Here is a 17,541-nt window from a genome sequence, read left to right on the forward strand (position 1 = left end):
AAAATTTAAAATCACTTATTGATCTTTAATTCAGCAGAAATTATTATTATTGGGAAATATGCGTATTTTTTTTATTTTAAATTAATATTGGTCATACCAATTATATGTAAATGCAATGTTCTGTTTATCCATTAAGCTAGCATTTCAAGGAGATGACAATGCTACAACATTGGCAACAAATTTATGATCCGATGGGAAATATTTGGATATCAAGTGCGATCGCTCTTATTCCAATCATATTTTTCTTTTTAGCATTAGCTGTATTCCGCATGAAGGGAAGTGTTGCGGGTACGATCACAGTGGTATTGGCATTACTTGTTTCATTATTTGCCTATCAAATGCCTGCGACAATGGCATTTGCATCGATGATTTATGGTTTTTTGTATGGCTTATGGCCGATTGCATGGATCATTATCGGGGCAGTGTTCCTGTATAAAATTTCTGTGAAAACAGGGCAGTTCGATATTATTCGTTCTTCAATTTTATCCATTACTGAAGATCAGCGTTTACAAATGCTTTTCGTTGGTTTTGCCTTTGGTACCTTCCTTGAGGGTGCTGCAGGTTTTGGTGCCCCCGTTGCAATTACAGCTGCATTACTTGTAGGTCTTGGCTTTAAGCCACTTTATGCTGCAGGTCTGTGTTTGATTGTAAATACTGCACCTGTTGCTTTTGGTGCGATGGGTATTCCAATCATTGTGGCGGGTCAGGTTTCGGGTGTAGAAACCATGGAAATCAGTCAGATGGTGGGTCGTCAGTTACCATTTATGGTGATCATCGTGCTGTTCTGGATCATGGCGATTATGGACGGTTGGCGTGGTGTGAAAGAAACATGGCCTGCGGTCATTGTTGGTGGTGGTTCTTTTGCGATTGCACAATATTTGACATCGAATTTCGTCGGTCCTGAATTACCTGATATTACAGCGGCGATTGCAGCGTTAGTGTCACTTACAATTTTATTGAAATACTGGCAGCCAAAACATATTTTCCGCTTTGAAAATGAAGAAGGCGTTCAAAATATTGATTTAGCAGCAGAGCGTAAGAAGAAATACACGATTGCCCAAATTGCTAAAGCATGGTCACCATTTGCAATTTTAACGGCAATGGTCACCATTTGGAGTGTCAAACCTTTCAAGGATTTATTTACGAAAGATGGCGCACTGCATGACATGGTTTTTTCAATCAAAGTACCTTATTTGCATCAAATGATTCAAAAAATGCCACCTGTCGTTCCTGAAATTAAGGACTATGATGCCATTTATAAGTTTGATTGGTTCTCTGCAACGGGTACTGCAATTATGTTCGCTGCGATCATTACCATCATTTACTTAAAAATGAAGCCGAAAGATGCAATTGTGACTTTTGCTGAAACGGTGAATGAATTGAAAATTCCAATTTATTCAATTGGTATGGTGTTGGCTTTCGCATTTATTGCGAACTATTCAGGAATGTCAGCAACTTTAGCATTGGCACTTGCGCATACAGGTCAAGCCTTCACATTCTTCTCACCATTCTTGGGTTGGTTAGGGGTATTCCTCACAGGTTCAGATACTTCTGCAAATGCCTTGTTTGCAGCACTTCAAGCGACTACTGCACAGCAAATTGGTGTGCCTGAAGTATTATTGGTTGCTGCGAATACGAGTGGTGGCGTAACAGGAAAAATGATTTCTCCGCAATCGATTGCGATTGCTTGTGCTGCGGTAGGTTTAGTGGGTAAAGAGTCTGATTTATTCCGTTTTACGGTGAAACACAGTATCTCATTTACTGTGATGATTGGTATTATCATTACACTACAAGCCTATGTGTTCCCTTGGATGATTCCATGATTATAACGATCACATATCATTTTAGGGATACTCAACCGATGCACGTCTAAGGAAAGCAGATGAAAGTCTCCGACAAAGTGGTACAAAACCTACGCATGTTAATTGAACAAAATAATATGCAAGTCGGAGCTCGTCTGCCTGCTGAACGTAAGTTGTGTGAACAACTCGGTGTATCTCGCTCCACTTTGAGAGAGGCCATTTCGCAACTGAGCAGTATGGGCATGCTGGTCAGCAAAGTTGGAGCGGGGACTTTTTTGCAACAGTTACCAGTCAATTGGTCGCACAATCAGATTGTTGAACCTTTAAGTAATTTAATCGATGAAGATCCTGCCTATCGTTTTGATGTGCAGGAAGCTCGAATGGTACTTGAGGGAGGAACAGCATGGTATGCAGCCAAGCGGGCAACTGAGCAAGATCTTGAGAAAATTCGTTATTGTTATGATCAAATCACCCATTTTCAAGAGTTGGGAGATGATCATCTTGCTGCCAGAGCAGATTCTGAATTTCACTTGGCGATTGCAGAGGCATCGCACAATTTGGTGTTGATTCAGATGATGCGTGGTTTAGTAGATTTGTTGCAATACAACGTGGTTTTGGGTAGGCGTAAAGTGTATACCGAAGCCCATCGTTATGATCAATTGCGTGATCAACACTTTCAGGTGATGGATGCAATTGAACGTCGTGATCCAGAGGCTGCCCGAGAGGCAGTCTGTGGACATATCGAATTTGTGGTACAGCAAGTGCGTATGATTGATGAGGAAGAAGCCCGTCGTCAGCGTTCAAGCCGATTAAATAGGACATAAAATATGATTATTTCTTCTGCAAATGACTATCGTGAAGCCGCGCGTCGTCGTTTACCGCCATTTTTGTTTCACTACATTGATGGTGGGGCAAATGCGGAATATACCTTAAAACGTAATGTGGAAGATTTATCAAAGATTGCGTTAAGACAGCGTGTGTTAAATGACATGTCGCAACTTAGCCTTGAAACAAAACTGTTTAATGAAACCTTGTCGATGCCAGTTGCATTATCACCTGTGGGTTTAACAGGTATGTATGCACGTCGTGGTGAAGTTCAAGCGGCTGTTGCTGCCGATAAAAAGGGTATTCCTTTTACTTTATCTACCGTGTCAGTGTGTCCGATTGAAGAAGTTGTACCTGCTATTAACCGTCCAATGTGGTTTCAGTTATATGTACTTCGTGACCGTGGCTTTATGAAAGATGCTTTGGAACGTGCCAAAGCTGCAGGCTGTTCAACCTTAGTATTTACAGTAGACATGCCTGTTCCAGGTGCACGTTACCGTGATGCCCATTCAGGTATGAGCGGGCCAAATGCAGCAATGCGTCGTTATATGCAATCATGTTTCCATCCGCATTGGGCATGGAATGTCGGCATGATGGGTCGCCCGCATGATTTGGGTAACATCTCAAAATATTTAGGTAAACCGACAGGTCTAGAAGATTATATTGGTTGGTTAGGCAATAACTTCGATCCATCTATTTCTTGGAAAGACCTTGAGTGGATTCGTGAATTTTGGGATGGTCCAATGGTCATCAAAGGTATTCTCGATCCTGAAGATGCTAAAGATGCAGTACGTTTCGGTGCAGATGGTATCGTGGTATCAAATCATGGTGGTCGTCAGTTGGATGGCGTATTGTCTTCTGCTCGTGCTTTACCACCAATTGCAGATGCTGTGAAAGGTGATATTAAAATCCTAGCCGATTCGGGTATTCGTAATGGTTTAGATGTCGTGCGTATGCTTGCGCTTGGTGCAGATACTTGTATGCTAGGACGTGCTTTTATCTATGCATTGGGTGCGGCAGGTGGAGCAGGTGTTTCTAATCTTCTTGATTTAATTGATAAAGAAATGCGTGTGGCGATGACATTGACGGGTGCAAACACGATTGCTGATATTACTTCAGATTGTTTGGTGAGATTAGAAAAAGAGCTGGCAGGGTGATTTAATTATCACTCATTATGATTATTCAAATCGTATAAATCTCCCCTAACCCCTCTTTGAAAAGAGGGGAGTTTTTCTCAAACTCAATCAAATTTAGTGGACAGAAGGCCCCTCCTTTGGAAAAGGAGCGGTGGGGGAGGATTTAAAGAATCCTTAACTGACTGGTCTTAGGGATTTAGAGGGGATTCTTATAACTGGAAATAACAAATATGCAAACTCAATCATTACAAACCATCCAAGACCTCATTCATATCGTTGGTAAACAACACGTATTAACCGATGCCAATGACACACGCCTTTATCGTCAAGGTCGTCGTTATGGTGCAGGTCAAGTCTTGGCGGTTGTTGTGCCAGGAACTTTACTTGAACAATGGCAAGTATTAAAAGTGGCTGTGAACGCCGATTGCATTGTGATTATGCAAGCTGCCAACACAGGTTTGACAGGTGGTTCAACGCCATTTGGTGATGATTATGATCGTCCTGTAATTTTAATGAGTACGCGTCGTTTAGCAGGTATTCAAATAATTAATGATGGTCAGCAAGTCATTTGTTTGCCAGGTGCAACGCTTGATCGTTTAGAAAAAGATTTAGCGCCATTTAATCGTGAACCACATTCAGTGATTGGTTCTTCATGTATTGGTGCATCAGTTTTAGGTGGTGTGTGCAATAACTCAGGTGGTGCATTAGTTCGTCGTGGGCCTGCCTATACAGAGTTAGCACTTTATGCACGAGTCAATGAGTCTGGTGAATTAGAACTGGTCAATCATTTGGGTGTGAATTTAGGGCGAACACCTGAAGAAATCCTCACGAAACTTGAAAATAAAAACTATCAAATTGATGACATCATTAACAATTCAAGTTGCTGTGCTTCTGATCAACACTATTCACATGATGTAAAACAGGTCGATGAAAATACGCCTGCACGTTTTAATGCCGATCCAAGTCGTTTATTTGAAGCTTCAGGTTCAGCAGGTAAAGTTTGTGTTTTTGCAGTACGTTTAGATACCTTTGAAAAAATTCCAAGTCAGGTGTTTTATGTAGGTACAAATTCACATGATGACTTGACTGAAATTCGCCGTTTTTTGTTGAAAGATTTGCCACGTTTGCCAATTGCAGGTGAATACATTCACCGTGTTGCCTATGATATTGGTGCGGAATACGGCAAAGACAGTTTCATGTTTATTGAAAAATTTGGTACAGCAAAAGTGCCTGCTGCATTTGCAATGAAAGATAAAGTGGATGGTTATTTAGAAAAAGTTGGCTTGCGTGGTTTGTCGGATAAAGTTCTGCAACTCGTGACCAAACTCATGCCAAACCATTTACCTAAACGAATGAATGAATTTCGTGATTTATATGAACATCACTTAATGATTCGTATTGAAAATCAGGATGTTGCTCAGGTTCATGACTTTTTAAAAGATTACTTTAGTCATCAAACATCAGGTAATTATTTTAAATGTACCGATGAAGAAGGGCGTAAAGCATTTTTACATCGTTTTGCTGTGGCAGGTGCTGCGATTCGTTACCGTGATACGCATCGTTCAGAAGTGGAAGATATTGTGGCACTGGATATTGCGCTGCGTCGTAATGACCGTGAATGGGTAGAAACTTTACCACAAGAAATGGATGAAAAAATCATTCATAAATTGTATTACGGACATTTCCTTTGCCATGTTTTTCATCAAGATTATATTGTTAAAAAAGGCGTAGATCCTTTGGCAATGGAACATGAAATGTGGCATTTACTTGATGATCGTGGGGCAGAATATCCTGCTGAACATAATGTGGGGCATTTATATGTGGCAAAGCCTGCTTTGAAAAACCATTATCAAAAGCTTGATCCAAGTAATAGCTTTAACGTCGGTATTGGGCAAACAAGTAAATTAAAATATTGGAAATAAATATTTTAAAATATTTATGAATAAATCAGTCATTCTTAAGAGTGGCTGATTTTTTTGGTCTTTTCAGTGTAAGTGTAAAAGGAGAAGTCTGTTCCGAAAATTGTTGAAATAATATCGCTTATAAATATGAGTTTATGTGCAAGTTAAATCAAAATTATCAATCTATCTTGCTTGTTAAATATTCTCCTAGTTAAACAAAAGATTTCAAAATAAAGGAAACGTATTTTCAAAAATAAAATTTTGTGCCTAATTTAAATCTTATACTTATTGTAAGGGTATTATTGGGCATATGATCATAAACATAGTTACCCAAACATATATGTATACTTATTTTTATTAAACTTTTTGGTTTATTTTATGCTGCTTATTTGACTGATATCGCAAAGCTAGGCTAAATGAAGCTAATAAACGGAATTGGCTGAATTGACATTATTAACATAGAAAAACCAAAAAGAAGTCATCCTAAAAAATTAAAAAATCGCTACAGTAGTATGCAACAAGTTGCAAAGCCAAAGATAAAAGGATCAACATGACAACGAATAGCTATGCACATATTTTACAGCCATTAAATTTAGGTTTTACGACACTAAAAAACCGTGTCGTTATGGGCTCTATGCACACAGGTTTAGAAGATCGTTTTTATAATTATCCAAAGCTTGCGGCTTATTTTGGTGAGCGAGCGAAAGGCGGTGTGGGACTACTGATTACTGGTGGAATTTCGCCGAATCGTCAGGGGTGGTTATTGCCTGCTGGCGGAACCATGAATACGCTTGGTGATATTGCACCACATCGTTTAGTAACGCATGCTGTGCATAAGCATGGTGCAAAAATTTTGATGCAGATTCTACATTCTGGACGTTATGGTTATCAGCCTTTTGTAGTATCTGCAAGCCCAATCAAATCACCTATTTCTATGTTTAAACCACGTCAAATGAGTGAAAAAAATATTCTCAGCACGATTGACGATTTTGCTCATACCGCAAGCCTTGCGAAAAAGGCAGGTTATGATGGCGTAGAAGTGATGGGCTCAGAGGGCTATTTACTCAATCAATTTTTAAGTCGCCATGTCAATCAACGTGAAGACCAATGGGGTGGAGCAATTGAAAATCGTATGCGTTTTGCGGTTGAAATTGTCAAAGCCATTCGTGCGAAGGTCGGTGATAAATTTATTATTTGTTTCCGTTTGTCGATGCTCGATCTTGTGCATGATGGCAATACTATGGATGAAGTGATTACCGTTGCCAAAGCTTTAGAAAAAGCAGGGATTACATTGTTGAATACGGGAATTGGTTGGCATGAAGCACGTGTTCCAACAATTGTCACTTCTGTACCGCGTGCAGCTTTTGTTGACTATACAGCGGAAGTAAAAAAGCATGTTGCTGTGCCTGTTATAGCATCGAATCGTATTAATATGCCTGAAACTGCAGAAAAAATTTTGGCGGCAGGTAAAGCAGATATGGTGCAAATGGCTCGTCCATTACTTGCTGATGCTTTTTGGGTAAATAAAGTTGCAACCAATCGTGTTGATGAAATTAATACTTGTATTGCATGTAATCAAGCCTGTTTGGATCATAGTTTTCAAAATAAACGTGCAAGTTGTCTAGTGAATCCTCGTGCGGCACATGAAACAGAATTGGTCTATTTAAAAACCAAAAAATCCAAAAAAATTGCGGTTGTGGGTGGTGGTGTTGCAGGAATGTCTGCGGCAACGGTTGCTGCTGAACGTGGTCACAATGTCACGTTATTTGAAGCAGCAAAAGAAGTCGGTGGTCAGTTCAACCTTGCTAAAGTAGTACCAGGAAAAGAAGAATTTCATGAAACTATTCGTTACTTTAAAGTTCAGCTTGAAAAGACTGGTGTTGAGGTACGCTTAAATACCAAAGTGAACCGTGAGCAACTTGAACGTGAAGGCTTTGATGATGTGATTATTGCCACAGGTGTTGTGCCTCGTGGTCTTAAAATTGAAGGTAGTGATGCACCAAATGTACTATCTTATGCTGAAGTGTTACGTGGTGCGCAAGTAGGCGATAAAGTTGCGGTGATTGGTGCAGGCGGTATTGGTTTTGATGTTTCAGAGTATTTGTTAAAACCTGAGCATCAGCCACAACCACAGCCTTTGGCAGAATGGCAACGTGAATGGGGTGTTGATCCAAATCCAAATTATATGACTGAAGGGGGTCATGTGCCTGCTGAAGTTGAAGCGCCCATTCGCCAGATTTATCTGATGCAACGTAAAACTACACCACTCGGAATTGGCTTGGGTAAAACTTCGGGTTGGGTACATCGTGCGCAATTGAAAAAGCATGCTGTACGTATGATGCGTGGTGTGCAATATAAATCTGTATCAAATGAAGGTTTGTGGGTTGAAGTGAATGGTCATGATCAGCTCTTACGTGTTGATACCATTGTGGTTTGTGCAGGGCAAGAATCTGTTAAAGAATTGATGCCGAAAGAAGGTGAATCGACGTTAGCAAGTTACCATATTATTGGTGGTGCAAAACTTGCAGGCGAGCTTGATGCGAAGCGTGCGATTCGTGAAGGTGCTGAAATCGCTGCAATATTGTGATTTTTTATAGTATTTGGTGAAAGTATATGCACTTGTATGCTTTGACTGTATTTTTCACTTGTCAGATGTATAAAAGCTCCGTATGATGGCGCACATGGAAGCGTGGCAGAGCGGTTGAATGCACCGGTCTTGAAAACCGACGAGGGTGTGAGTCCTCCGTGAGTTCGAATCTCACCGCTTCCGCCAAATATCTAAAAAGCCCTTGTTATTACAAGGGCTTTTTTCTTGCTCGTGTTTTATCCCACATTGCAACCCACATAAAATTTTGGCTTCAATTAATCTTAATGAGCGTTTATAGAGTGTGTTAGGAACCTCATCAGAATTTCTAAGCGAATTATTAAACAGAATTGTTGCTACTCTAGATCGCAAATGATTATGTTAAATTTATTTTTCAACTCTATAAATATAAAATAGCATGATTAAAGTCATGCTATTTATTTAAAGGTTTTAACTACCAATGATATTGATTTTGAACTCGGTCAATATTCAAAGTACATGAATCATCACCAATTCTAAACAAGCTGTTTGGAATCGAGAGTTAAGCTTTTAATATATTTAAACGGTTGTCTACATAAATCTATTTTAATTCATAACAATTTTGCTCTTGCCCTGAAATAGAGATGCAATTCTAAAATTAATTGTATCGACATTACCTAAAGTAATACGTTCGTGGTTGAGTTCAATGAAATGCGTTCGAGTATTTCGTAAATCCACCAAGTGGAGGAACTAGTTGGTTATGTTATTGACATATTATAGTGCTGAAACTTCATCAAAATATTTTGTAAAAAATAAAGGTTATTAAATATGAGAAAAGTTCATTTAAATAATACTGATTTTCTTAAAATATTATTTTAAACGTATATAAAATAAGTTTTAGAAGAATTTTTTATGAAAAAAATATAATGCATACATATTGTAACTTTGGTGGCATTTCAGAAAGCATGCTGGTATTAAATAAATCTATTATTAATATAGAAGAAAGTTAAATCAAAAGTTTTGAAATGATTTTTAAGCTTTTTTGAAAAGTTGCAACCTCTCCTTAATCCACGTCTGATCCGATGCCGAATGCTACAATTATTTCCCTTCAATTCCTTCTGTGAAAACTTACGAATTAATTTTTTACAGCACTTAAAAGCATAAATAAAACTATCTCAATAAATCACTCGAAATTCGTGCATAGTGAAAACCAATTTCCTAAAGTCTAGCCTTAAAGTGGTCTGAGTACCATCATCAAAGCTTGATAGAAACCAAAACGTATTGCATTAAATTATAAGATGATAAACTTAGTGCAAGAGCGTTCTAAGTCAAGTTAATAAGATTCATACACCTTGCGCATTGCTGCTCAAGTGTTAAATAAATTTACAGAGTAGGTCAACCTCATACTCAAGTTGCATGTTAAATTTGAGTGACTTAGAGGATTTTTATCTTTAAAAGGCTTTATGCAACAAAGTTGTATTTAATGCTCAAAGTTTATGTTTTATATAACGGAAAGTAACAACTTTCAGCAATTCGTGCTATATCAGCAGGTTTTAGTGTAATTTTATCCCATTTGATCATTTGTTCAATGAGCCAATAAAAATCATCTATTTTAGGTGTTGTAGAGTCTTTGACTAAATGACGAATGATATTTTGAATGGAATAATATTTCTCTACATGAAGACTTTCTGAGCATTGAAATTGAATAATATTAAATTTAATTAATAGTTCCCAGACTTCATCAAAATTAACCATATCTTTTAATTCTTGTTGAGCTTTAACAATTGCTTGAGTAATCGCTTTAAGCGTATTGGGATGTTGTATGGCCCAGTCTTGAGTGAAAGCTAAAACTTTATCTGCGATGTCAGGGATAATCTCCTGACTTGAAATGACGGGTTGGCTGATACCTGCTAATTCTCCTTGAGTGTTCCAAGGTTCTCCAACACAGAAACCATCAATTAAGTTTTTAGAAATGGCTTCGACCATATAGGGTGGGGGAAGTGTTAGAAGATTACATTTTTGAGCGGTTTCATGATCTGCAAGTGCGAGCCATTGTCGTAGACAATAGTGGTGTATAGATTGCTTAAATACATTTGCCAAACGTATTTTCTGCCCATTTTTTAGGGCGAGAACAATTTTTTGAGCAGATTGTTCAGCAGAATCTTGGTGATAAATATTGAGTTGATGGCAAAGCTTTTGGCTGAGTGAAATAAAAGCACGATTTTGGCTCAAGACCAAATTGGTTTGTAGCGGAATACCGATCTGATCCTCACCTAAAGCTGCTGCAGGAAGCATGGCAGATAGGCAATGAGCGACATCTAAAACACCAAAAGCCAAACGATCTCTTAGGCTCGCCCAAGAGGCTTCTTTGATTAAATTAACGTCTAGACCTTGTTCATCAAAAAAACCACGCTGTTTTGCCCAAAGTATTGCAACGCAATCGAGTAAAGGAATATAGCCAATTTGGATTTTAGTTTTTTCTAAATCTGTCATCATCTAATCCTTCAATTGATTTTGTAAAAGTTGTTGAGCGTCTAGTAACCGACGAGCCATTTCACCAATGGTCATACGGTGGCTCATGGCATTCTTACGCAATAGCTGAAAAGCATATTCTTCTTTTAAACCATGTAATTGCATCAGTAAAACTTTGGCTTTTTCTACATCTTTGCGGTCAGCTAGTTTATTTTTAGTATCTTTAAGATCAGTCATTAATTTTTTATGTTTTTTAAATTGTTCGATGGAAATTTCTAAAATACTTTCCAGTTTACTTGGATTAATACCATCCACAATATAAGCCGTGACTCCTGCATCTATAGCATTTTTAATTGTATCTTTATGGCTATTCTTAGTGAATAAGACAGTAGGTAAATCAAATTGACTGACACAGCTTTCAATGATGTCTCGATGTGGATGATCCATGTCCAGTAAAATTACATCTGCATGTAATTGTTGCAGATCGAACATAGTTAAATGATCAATCATCAGGCATGCCACGACTTCGAAGTCATGTTCGATCAGTGATTTTTTGATGTACTGCGCCCGATCCAAATCGTCATCAATTAAGGCTATTTTTAGTTTTGGCATTTGAAAATGGCTGAAACTTAAAAAGTTATAGTAATAAATAAGCAAATAAGATGCCAGTAATACTATTTTTTATAACCTTATACATTTTTTTTTGATAAAGACATTATTCGTTATATATTTCAATCATGTAAAGCCTAAATAAAAAGATTTTTATACAAAATTTATAAATAGATAAAGTTATGAAAAATAATGGCTTATGGGGTATGCATCATCATGATGCACTTGATTAGCGCAAGATGAACATTAACAAAGCATTTTAAAAGTCTTCATTATTTTAATTTAAGTATATTGAATAACTGTAGAATAGCGTTTAAGAAAATAAAAAATTAATAAATATATAAAAATCAAATGATTAAAATATATTTTAAAGCATTGGCACACTAAGTGCATTATCCATTTCGAGTCAAAGACGACTCTCATAAAAAATTTGTAAGACGGCCAACGATGTCCGCTCTGATCGCTCTGAGATGCAATGCCTGCATCACAGAAAACCCACACGTTCAGTTCAGGTAGGAAAAGGTTATGTCTTCAAATTTAGATGCTAAGAAAGCTACAAAAATAAGTCTTTTAAACTTTAACAGCGCAGCGATGCGAGCCTTCCACATGAGTTGGCTCGCTTTTTTTGTCTGTTTCTTTGCGTGGTTTGCCTGTGCACCACTCATGCCTGTGATTGCAGGTGAATTTCATCTGACTAAAGATCAAATTGCCAATATTAATATTGCAGCAGTTGCTATTACCATTTTAGTTCGTCTGATTGTTGGCCCACTTTGTGACAAATACGGGCCACGTAAAACTTATACCGCACTATTAATCATCGGCAGTATTCCTGTGTTTGGTGTGGCATCTGCCAACAGTTATGAATCCTTCTTATTTTTTCGCTTACTCATTGGTGCAATTGGTGCCAGTTTTGTGATCACGCAATATCACACCAGTATTATGTTTGCACCGAATGTCGTAGGAACAGCAAATGCAACCACAGCAGGTTGGGGAAATGCAGGTGGTGGTGCGACACAGGCTTTAATGCCCTTAATGTTAGCGGCTTTAGTGATGTTTGGTGTTGAACAGGCAGTGGGTTGGAGAATTGCGCTGATTGTGCCGGGCGTATTGATGCTAATTGTTGGTGTGATGTATTGGAAATTTACGCAAGATTGCCCACAAGGCGATTTTAAAGAATTAAGTGCACAAGGTATTCAAGTCGGCAGTGATAAAAAAGGTGGCATTGCGATTTTAATGCACGCTGCACGTAACTACCGCGTTTGGATTCTCTTTGGGGCGTATGCGGCATGTTTTGGTATTGAAATTTTTATTCATAACATTATTGCGCTGTACTACGTCGATAATTTTCAGTTTGGTTTAAAAGAAGCAGGATTGGCAGCAGGAATTTTCGGTTTACTTGCTTTATTTGCTCGTGCTTTAGGTGGCATTGTTTCAGATAAAGTCGCAACAAAAAAAGGTTTGGATGGTCGTACCAAAGTACTTTTCCTGATGATCTTGATGGAAGGTGTATTTTTGGTGGTCTTCTCTCAAATGAATACTGCTGTTTTTGCCGTCCTCGCAATGACAATATTTGCTTTATTCACTCACATGGCATGTGGTGCAACTTATGCACTGGTACCTTTCATAGATCGTGATGCTCTAGGTGGTGTGGCAGGCATTATTGGTGCAGGTGGGAACGTCGGAGCAGTGGCAGCAGGTTTCTTATTGAAAGGTATGCTTGATATTCAAACTACACTGATGGTGTTAGGCGGTTTGGTGGTGATCGCTGCAAGTTGTGTCTTAATGATTCGTTTTTCGGTTGAACATAAAGAAAAAGAACAAAAATTGTTTGAAGCCGCTGTTCTTGAGCGCCACGATCTTGAACAAAGCCATGCACAAAGCACTAAACAAAATCACGCAGCTTAATCGCAAAAAAATAAGAAAATTTGAGGAGAATTGAAATGAAATTAGTCATGATTGGTCACGGTATGGTGGGTCACAAATTTATCGAATCGGCGCTTGAGCATGCAGGCGATGAAGTGGAAATTACCATCCTTGCTGAAGAATCTCGTTTAGCCTATGACCGTGTGCATTTAACTGAATATTTCTCAGGAAAATCTGTCAAAGATTTAACCTTATGCCGTAGTGATTTTGCAGATGCTTATGGAATAGATTTGCGTTTAAGCACCAAAGCGATTGCCATTGATCGTATTAATAAAAGCATTACGACCAATCTTGGTGATGTGATTGCCTATGATAAATTGATTCTAGCAACAGGTTCTTATGCTTTTGTTCCACCGATTCCGGGCAATGAACGTAAAAATTGCTTTGTTTATCGTACAATTGATGACCTTGATGCCATTCGTGCTGCAAGTTTAAATGCTAAAACAGGTGTGGTCATCGGTGGTGGTCTGCTTGGATTAGAAGCAGCCAAAGCATTAAGAGATTTAGATTTAGACACCCATGTGGTGGAATTTGCGCCCCGTTTAATGGCGGTACAAATTGATGATTTGGGCGGTAAAGTTTTACGTTCAAAAATCGAAAATTTAGGCGTGAAAGTCCATACCCAAAAAGCGACATTATCCATTGAAGAGGGTACATCAACCACACATGTGATGAGGTTTGGTGATGGTTCAGAGCTTGAAACAGACATCATTCTCTTCTCCGCAGGCATTCGCCCACGTGATGAATTGGCGCGTCAAAGTGGTTTGAACATGGGTGAGCGTGGCGGGATTAGTATTAATAATTATTGCCAAACCTCAGATGAAGACATTTACGCCATTGGTGAATGTGCATTATGGCAAAATAAAATTTATGGTTTAGTTGCACCTGGCTATGACATGGCACGTATTGCAGCCAAGCACGTGATGTCACAAACAAGCCCTGCATTTTTAGGTGCAGACATGAGCACCAAGCTGAAACTAATGGGTGTTGATGTGGCATCAGTCGGTGATGCACACGCCATGACACCGAATGCACTCAGTTATTTTTATGCAGATGAAGATGCCATGATTTATAAAAAAATCGTGGTGAATGCAGAAAAAACTAAACTTTTGGGTGCTGTATTGGTTGGTTGTGCCAAAGAATACAACGATCTTTTGCAAATGATGTTGAATGGTTTAGCAGTTCCTGAAAGTCCTGAAAGTTTGATTATGCCGGGTTATGCCAATGCACCATCTAAAAGTGGGGGCAGTGGTGTTGATTTACTGCCCGACAGTGCAACGATTTGTTCATGTAATAATGTGTCTAAAGCAGATATTTGTTCGGCAATTGCAGAGGGTTCCACCTCATTGGGTGCACTAAAAAAATGCACTAAAGCCGCAACGGCATGTGGCGGTTGTTCAGCCTTGGTAACACAGGTTTTAAAATCTGAATTACAGCGTCAGGGGGTGACGGTTAATAATCATCTATGTGAGCATTTTGCCTATTCACGTCAAGAGTTGTATCACTTGGTGCGAGTCAATGAAATTAAAACCTTTGATGATTTAATCCATCAACATGGGCATGGTTTAGGTTGTGATATTTGTAAACCAACGGTCGCGAATATTTTAGCATCTTGTTGGAACGATTTTGTTTTAAAACCCACTCATGCAGGTCTACAGGACAGTAATGATTATTACTTGGGCAATATTCAAAAAGATGGTTCTTATTCGGTTGTGCCACGAATTGCTGGAGGTGAAATTACCCCTGAAGGTTTAATTACCATTGGGCAAGTGGCTAAAGATTATGGTTTGTATACCAAAATCACAGGTGGGCAACGCATTGATTTATTTGGGGCGCAAGTGCATCAATTGCCTGATATTTGGGAAAAACTCATCAATGCAGGCTTTGAATCAGGTCATGCCTACGGTAAATCACTACGTACTGTTAAATCTTGCGTGGGTCGTACATGGTGTCGTTATGGTGTAGATGATTCTATGGGCTTAGCGATCTTTTTAGAGAATCGTTATAAGGGCTTACGTTCACCGCATAAACTTAAAATGGCGGTTTCAGGCTGTACCCGTGAGTGTGCTGAAGCACAAAGTAAAGATGTCGGTGTGATTGCTACAGAACGAGGTTGGAATTTATACGTCTGTGGTAATGGTGGAATGAAACCTCGTCATGCAGAATTACTGGCTTCAGACTTGGATACAGAAACTTTAATTCGCTATATCGACCGTTTCTTTATGTTCTATGTGCAAACAGCAGACCGTTTACAACGAACTTCAGTATGGCGTGACAACATGGAAGGGGGCTTGGATTATCTAAAAGCCGTCGTGATTGATGATTCTTTAGACATAGCGGATGAATTGGAACGCCGTATGTCGCACGTGGTTGGCACTTATCAGGATGAATGGCGTACTGCGATTGAAGACCCTGAAGTACGTAAACGCTTTATTACCTTTATTAATGCAAAAGCTGAACAACAAAATGATCCACATATTCAGTTTGCCTCTGAACGTGGGCAAATCCGTCCAATAACCACAGCAGAACGTGATGTGAGTCGTATTGTGATGGTTGAAGCTTAAGCGGTTGAAAGTTTAAGTATTTGCACTGAATAAGATCAAGGAGAATTTGCATGACTATTTTAAAAAGCGTTAATACAACTGATGAGATGGAATGGGTTGAAGTGTGTAAACTTGCCGATATCATGCCAAATACAGGTGTGGGTGCAATCATCCATCTACAACAAATTGCATTGTTCCGTGTCGGGAATGAAAAACGGGTCTATGCCTTAAGCAATCAAGATCCATTTAGTCAGGCTTTTGTGATGTCACGGGGGATTGTTGGGGATCTACAGGGCGAACGTGTGGTCGCATCCCCTATTTATAAACAACATTTCAGCCTTGCGACCGGGCGTTGCTTAGAAGATAAAGAACAAAAACTCTTGGTTTTTCCAAGCAAGATTGAAAATGGTTGTGTTTTTGTCTGCCCGATAGCACAAAAAACCTATATTACCAACAATTCATCTTCACAGGAAAAAACCAAACTTGTTTTGGTTGGTAATGGTTTGGCAGGTATGCGTTGCTTGGAAGATTTATTGGATATGGCACCTGACCGCTATGATATTACCGTGATTGGTGAAGAGCCATGGGGTAACTATAACCGCATTATGTTGTCGCCTGTTTTGTCAGGTGAAAAAACCATTGAAGATATTATGTTGCATCCACATTCATGGTATCAGTCGAAAAATATCAATTTTATTGCTGATGATCCTGCTGTGAAAATTGATCGTCCACGGAAGCAAGTCTATACCCAAAAAGGTCAGGTAGTGGATTATGACCGTTTGATTTTAGCTACAGGTTCAAAACCCTTTATTCCGCCTATTTCAGGAGCAGATTTAACAGGTGTGATTAGCTTTCGTGATATTTACGATGTGAATATCATGCTTGATTATTGCAAAAACAAAAAAAATGCGGTGGTGATTGGTGGTGGATTGTTAGGGCTTGAAGCAGCCTATGGCTTAAAGCAACGAGGAATGAATGTCACCGTATTGCATTTGATGGATCGAATTATGGAGCGTCAGCTTGACAGTAGAGCAAGTGTAATGTTGCGTCACAGTATTGAAGCGAAAGGTATTTCCATCATCACCGAAGCCAATACCCAAGAATTGATTGGTCAGGAAGGGCATGTTAGTCAGATTAAACTGAAAGATGGCACAATCCTCGATGCAGATTTAGTCGTATTTGCTGTTGGTATCCGCCCTAACATTACTTTGGCACAAAGTGCAGGCTTGCGTTGCAATCGTGGTGTGATGGTAAATGACACCATGCAGACTTTTGATCCAAGTATTTATGCGGTCGGTGAATGTATTGAACATCGTAATCAAACTTTTGGATTGGTTGAACCATTGTGGGGGCAAGCTTTTATTTGTGCGACTCATTTGGCAGAGCATGGCAGTTTAACTTTTAAAGCGCCAACCGTACCCACGCAGTTAAAAGTCAGTGGCTGTGATGTGTTTTCAGCAGGTCGAATTGATTTGGAAAATAGTGAATTAGCCGAAGATTATGAAGACATCATCCTGAATGATGAAAAACGTCAGATTTACAAACGCATCATTATTCAAAAAGACAAAATGATTGGTGCTGTGTTGTTTGGTGACACTGAAGACGGTGCTTGGTATGCAGAATTGATTGCAGATCAAAGCTCAATTTCAAGTATTCGCAATAAATTACTGTTTGGTCGAGATTTTGCATTAAAACAAGCAGGGTGATTCATTGCTTATCAGGAAAATAGAAGCCACGACCTCATATTTTCATTTTAAGTTAAATTTT

At 38.9% G+C, this 17,541-nt stretch carries 10 protein-coding genes, 1 tRNA gene and 2 pseudogenes; 10 read left to right on the forward strand and 3 right to left on the reverse strand.

Features of this window, described 5'->3' with window-relative positions; all coding sequences use genetic code 11:
• Positions 1-152: 152 nt before the first annotated feature.
• The 6 genes from lldP (at position 153) to ACK1JC_RS09830 (ending at position 8,437) form a co-directional block, all read left to right on the forward strand.
• Positions 153-1,823 carry an L-lactate permease gene (gene lldP, locus ACK1JC_RS09805; protein ID WP_409511687.1) on the forward strand — a complete coding sequence of 557 codons (1,671 nt, stop codon included), beginning with the start codon at positions 153-155 and terminating at the stop codon, positions 1,821-1,823.
• A gap of 59 nt (positions 1,824-1,882) precedes the next feature.
• Positions 1,883-2,626, forward strand: coding sequence for a transcriptional regulator LldR (lldR, locus tag ACK1JC_RS09810; RefSeq protein WP_409511688.1), 744 nt, complete (start codon positions 1,883-1,885; stop codon positions 2,624-2,626).
• Positions 2,627-2,629: 3 nt separating this feature from the next.
• Complete coding sequence (gene lldD / locus ACK1JC_RS09815) at positions 2,630-3,784, forward strand: FMN-dependent L-lactate dehydrogenase LldD (protein ID WP_409511689.1); 1,155 nt, start codon at positions 2,630-2,632, stop codon at positions 3,782-3,784.
• 209 nt (positions 3,785-3,993) lie between these two features.
• Positions 3,994-5,685, forward strand: coding sequence for a D-lactate dehydrogenase (gene dld / locus ACK1JC_RS09820; protein WP_409511690.1), 1,692 nt, complete (start codon positions 3,994-3,996; stop codon positions 5,683-5,685).
• A 529-nt stretch (positions 5,686-6,214) separates the two neighbouring features.
• On the forward strand, positions 6,215-8,251 hold the full coding sequence (locus ACK1JC_RS09825; protein ID WP_409511691.1) for an FAD-dependent oxidoreductase: 2,037 nt from the start codon (positions 6,215-6,217) through the stop codon (positions 8,249-8,251).
• 96 nt (positions 8,252-8,347) lie between these two features.
• Positions 8,348-8,437 (forward strand) — tRNA-Ser (locus ACK1JC_RS09830).
• Between the two features lie 764 nt (positions 8,438-9,201).
• Here ACK1JC_RS09830 and ACK1JC_RS09835 read toward each other — a convergent pair.
• Positions 9,202-9,445, reverse strand: a pseudogene (locus tag ACK1JC_RS09835) (IS1 family transposase); the annotation flags it as partial.
• Between the two features lie 16 nt (positions 9,446-9,461).
• Between ACK1JC_RS09835 and ACK1JC_RS09840 the strand changes: the two are divergent.
• A pseudogene (locus ACK1JC_RS09840) lies at positions 9,462-9,604 on the forward strand (IS5/IS1182 family transposase); the annotation flags it as partial.
• Positions 9,605-9,721: 117 nt separating this feature from the next.
• Here ACK1JC_RS09840 and ACK1JC_RS09845 read toward each other — a convergent pair.
• Positions 9,722-10,720: an ABC transporter substrate-binding protein gene (locus tag ACK1JC_RS09845; RefSeq protein WP_409511692.1), complete on the reverse strand. Its 999-nt coding sequence runs from the start codon at positions 10,718-10,720 to the stop codon at positions 9,722-9,724.
• Positions 10,721-10,723: 3 nt separating this feature from the next.
• Positions 10,724-11,311 carry an ANTAR domain-containing response regulator gene (locus ACK1JC_RS09850; protein ID WP_409511693.1) on the reverse strand — a complete coding sequence of 196 codons (588 nt, stop codon included), beginning with the start codon at positions 11,309-11,311 and terminating at the stop codon, positions 10,724-10,726.
• Between the two features lie 522 nt (positions 11,312-11,833).
• Here ACK1JC_RS09850 and ACK1JC_RS09855 point away from each other — a divergent pair.
• Genes ACK1JC_RS09855 through nirD form a run of 3 tightly spaced genes read left to right on the forward strand, consistent with a single transcriptional unit; the run spans position 11,834 to position 17,480 of the window.
• Complete coding sequence (locus ACK1JC_RS09855; protein ID WP_409511694.1) at positions 11,834-13,213, forward strand: MFS transporter; 1,380 nt, start codon at positions 11,834-11,836, stop codon at positions 13,211-13,213.
• A gap of 35 nt (positions 13,214-13,248) precedes the next feature.
• Positions 13,249-15,795 (forward strand): nitrite reductase large subunit NirB, encoded by a 2,547-nt coding sequence (gene nirB, locus ACK1JC_RS09860; RefSeq protein ID WP_409511695.1) that lies wholly within the window; start codon positions 13,249-13,251, stop codon positions 15,793-15,795.
• Positions 15,796-15,845: 50 nt separating this feature from the next.
• Positions 15,846-17,480 (forward strand): nitrite reductase small subunit NirD, encoded by a 1,635-nt coding sequence (gene nirD, locus ACK1JC_RS09865; RefSeq protein WP_409511696.1) that lies wholly within the window; start codon positions 15,846-15,848, stop codon positions 17,478-17,480.
• Positions 17,481-17,541 lie beyond the last annotated feature (61 nt).

The organism is Acinetobacter sp. TY2 (genome assembly GCF_046269225.1).
Taxonomy (GTDB): Bacteria; Pseudomonadota; Gammaproteobacteria; order Pseudomonadales; family Moraxellaceae; genus Acinetobacter.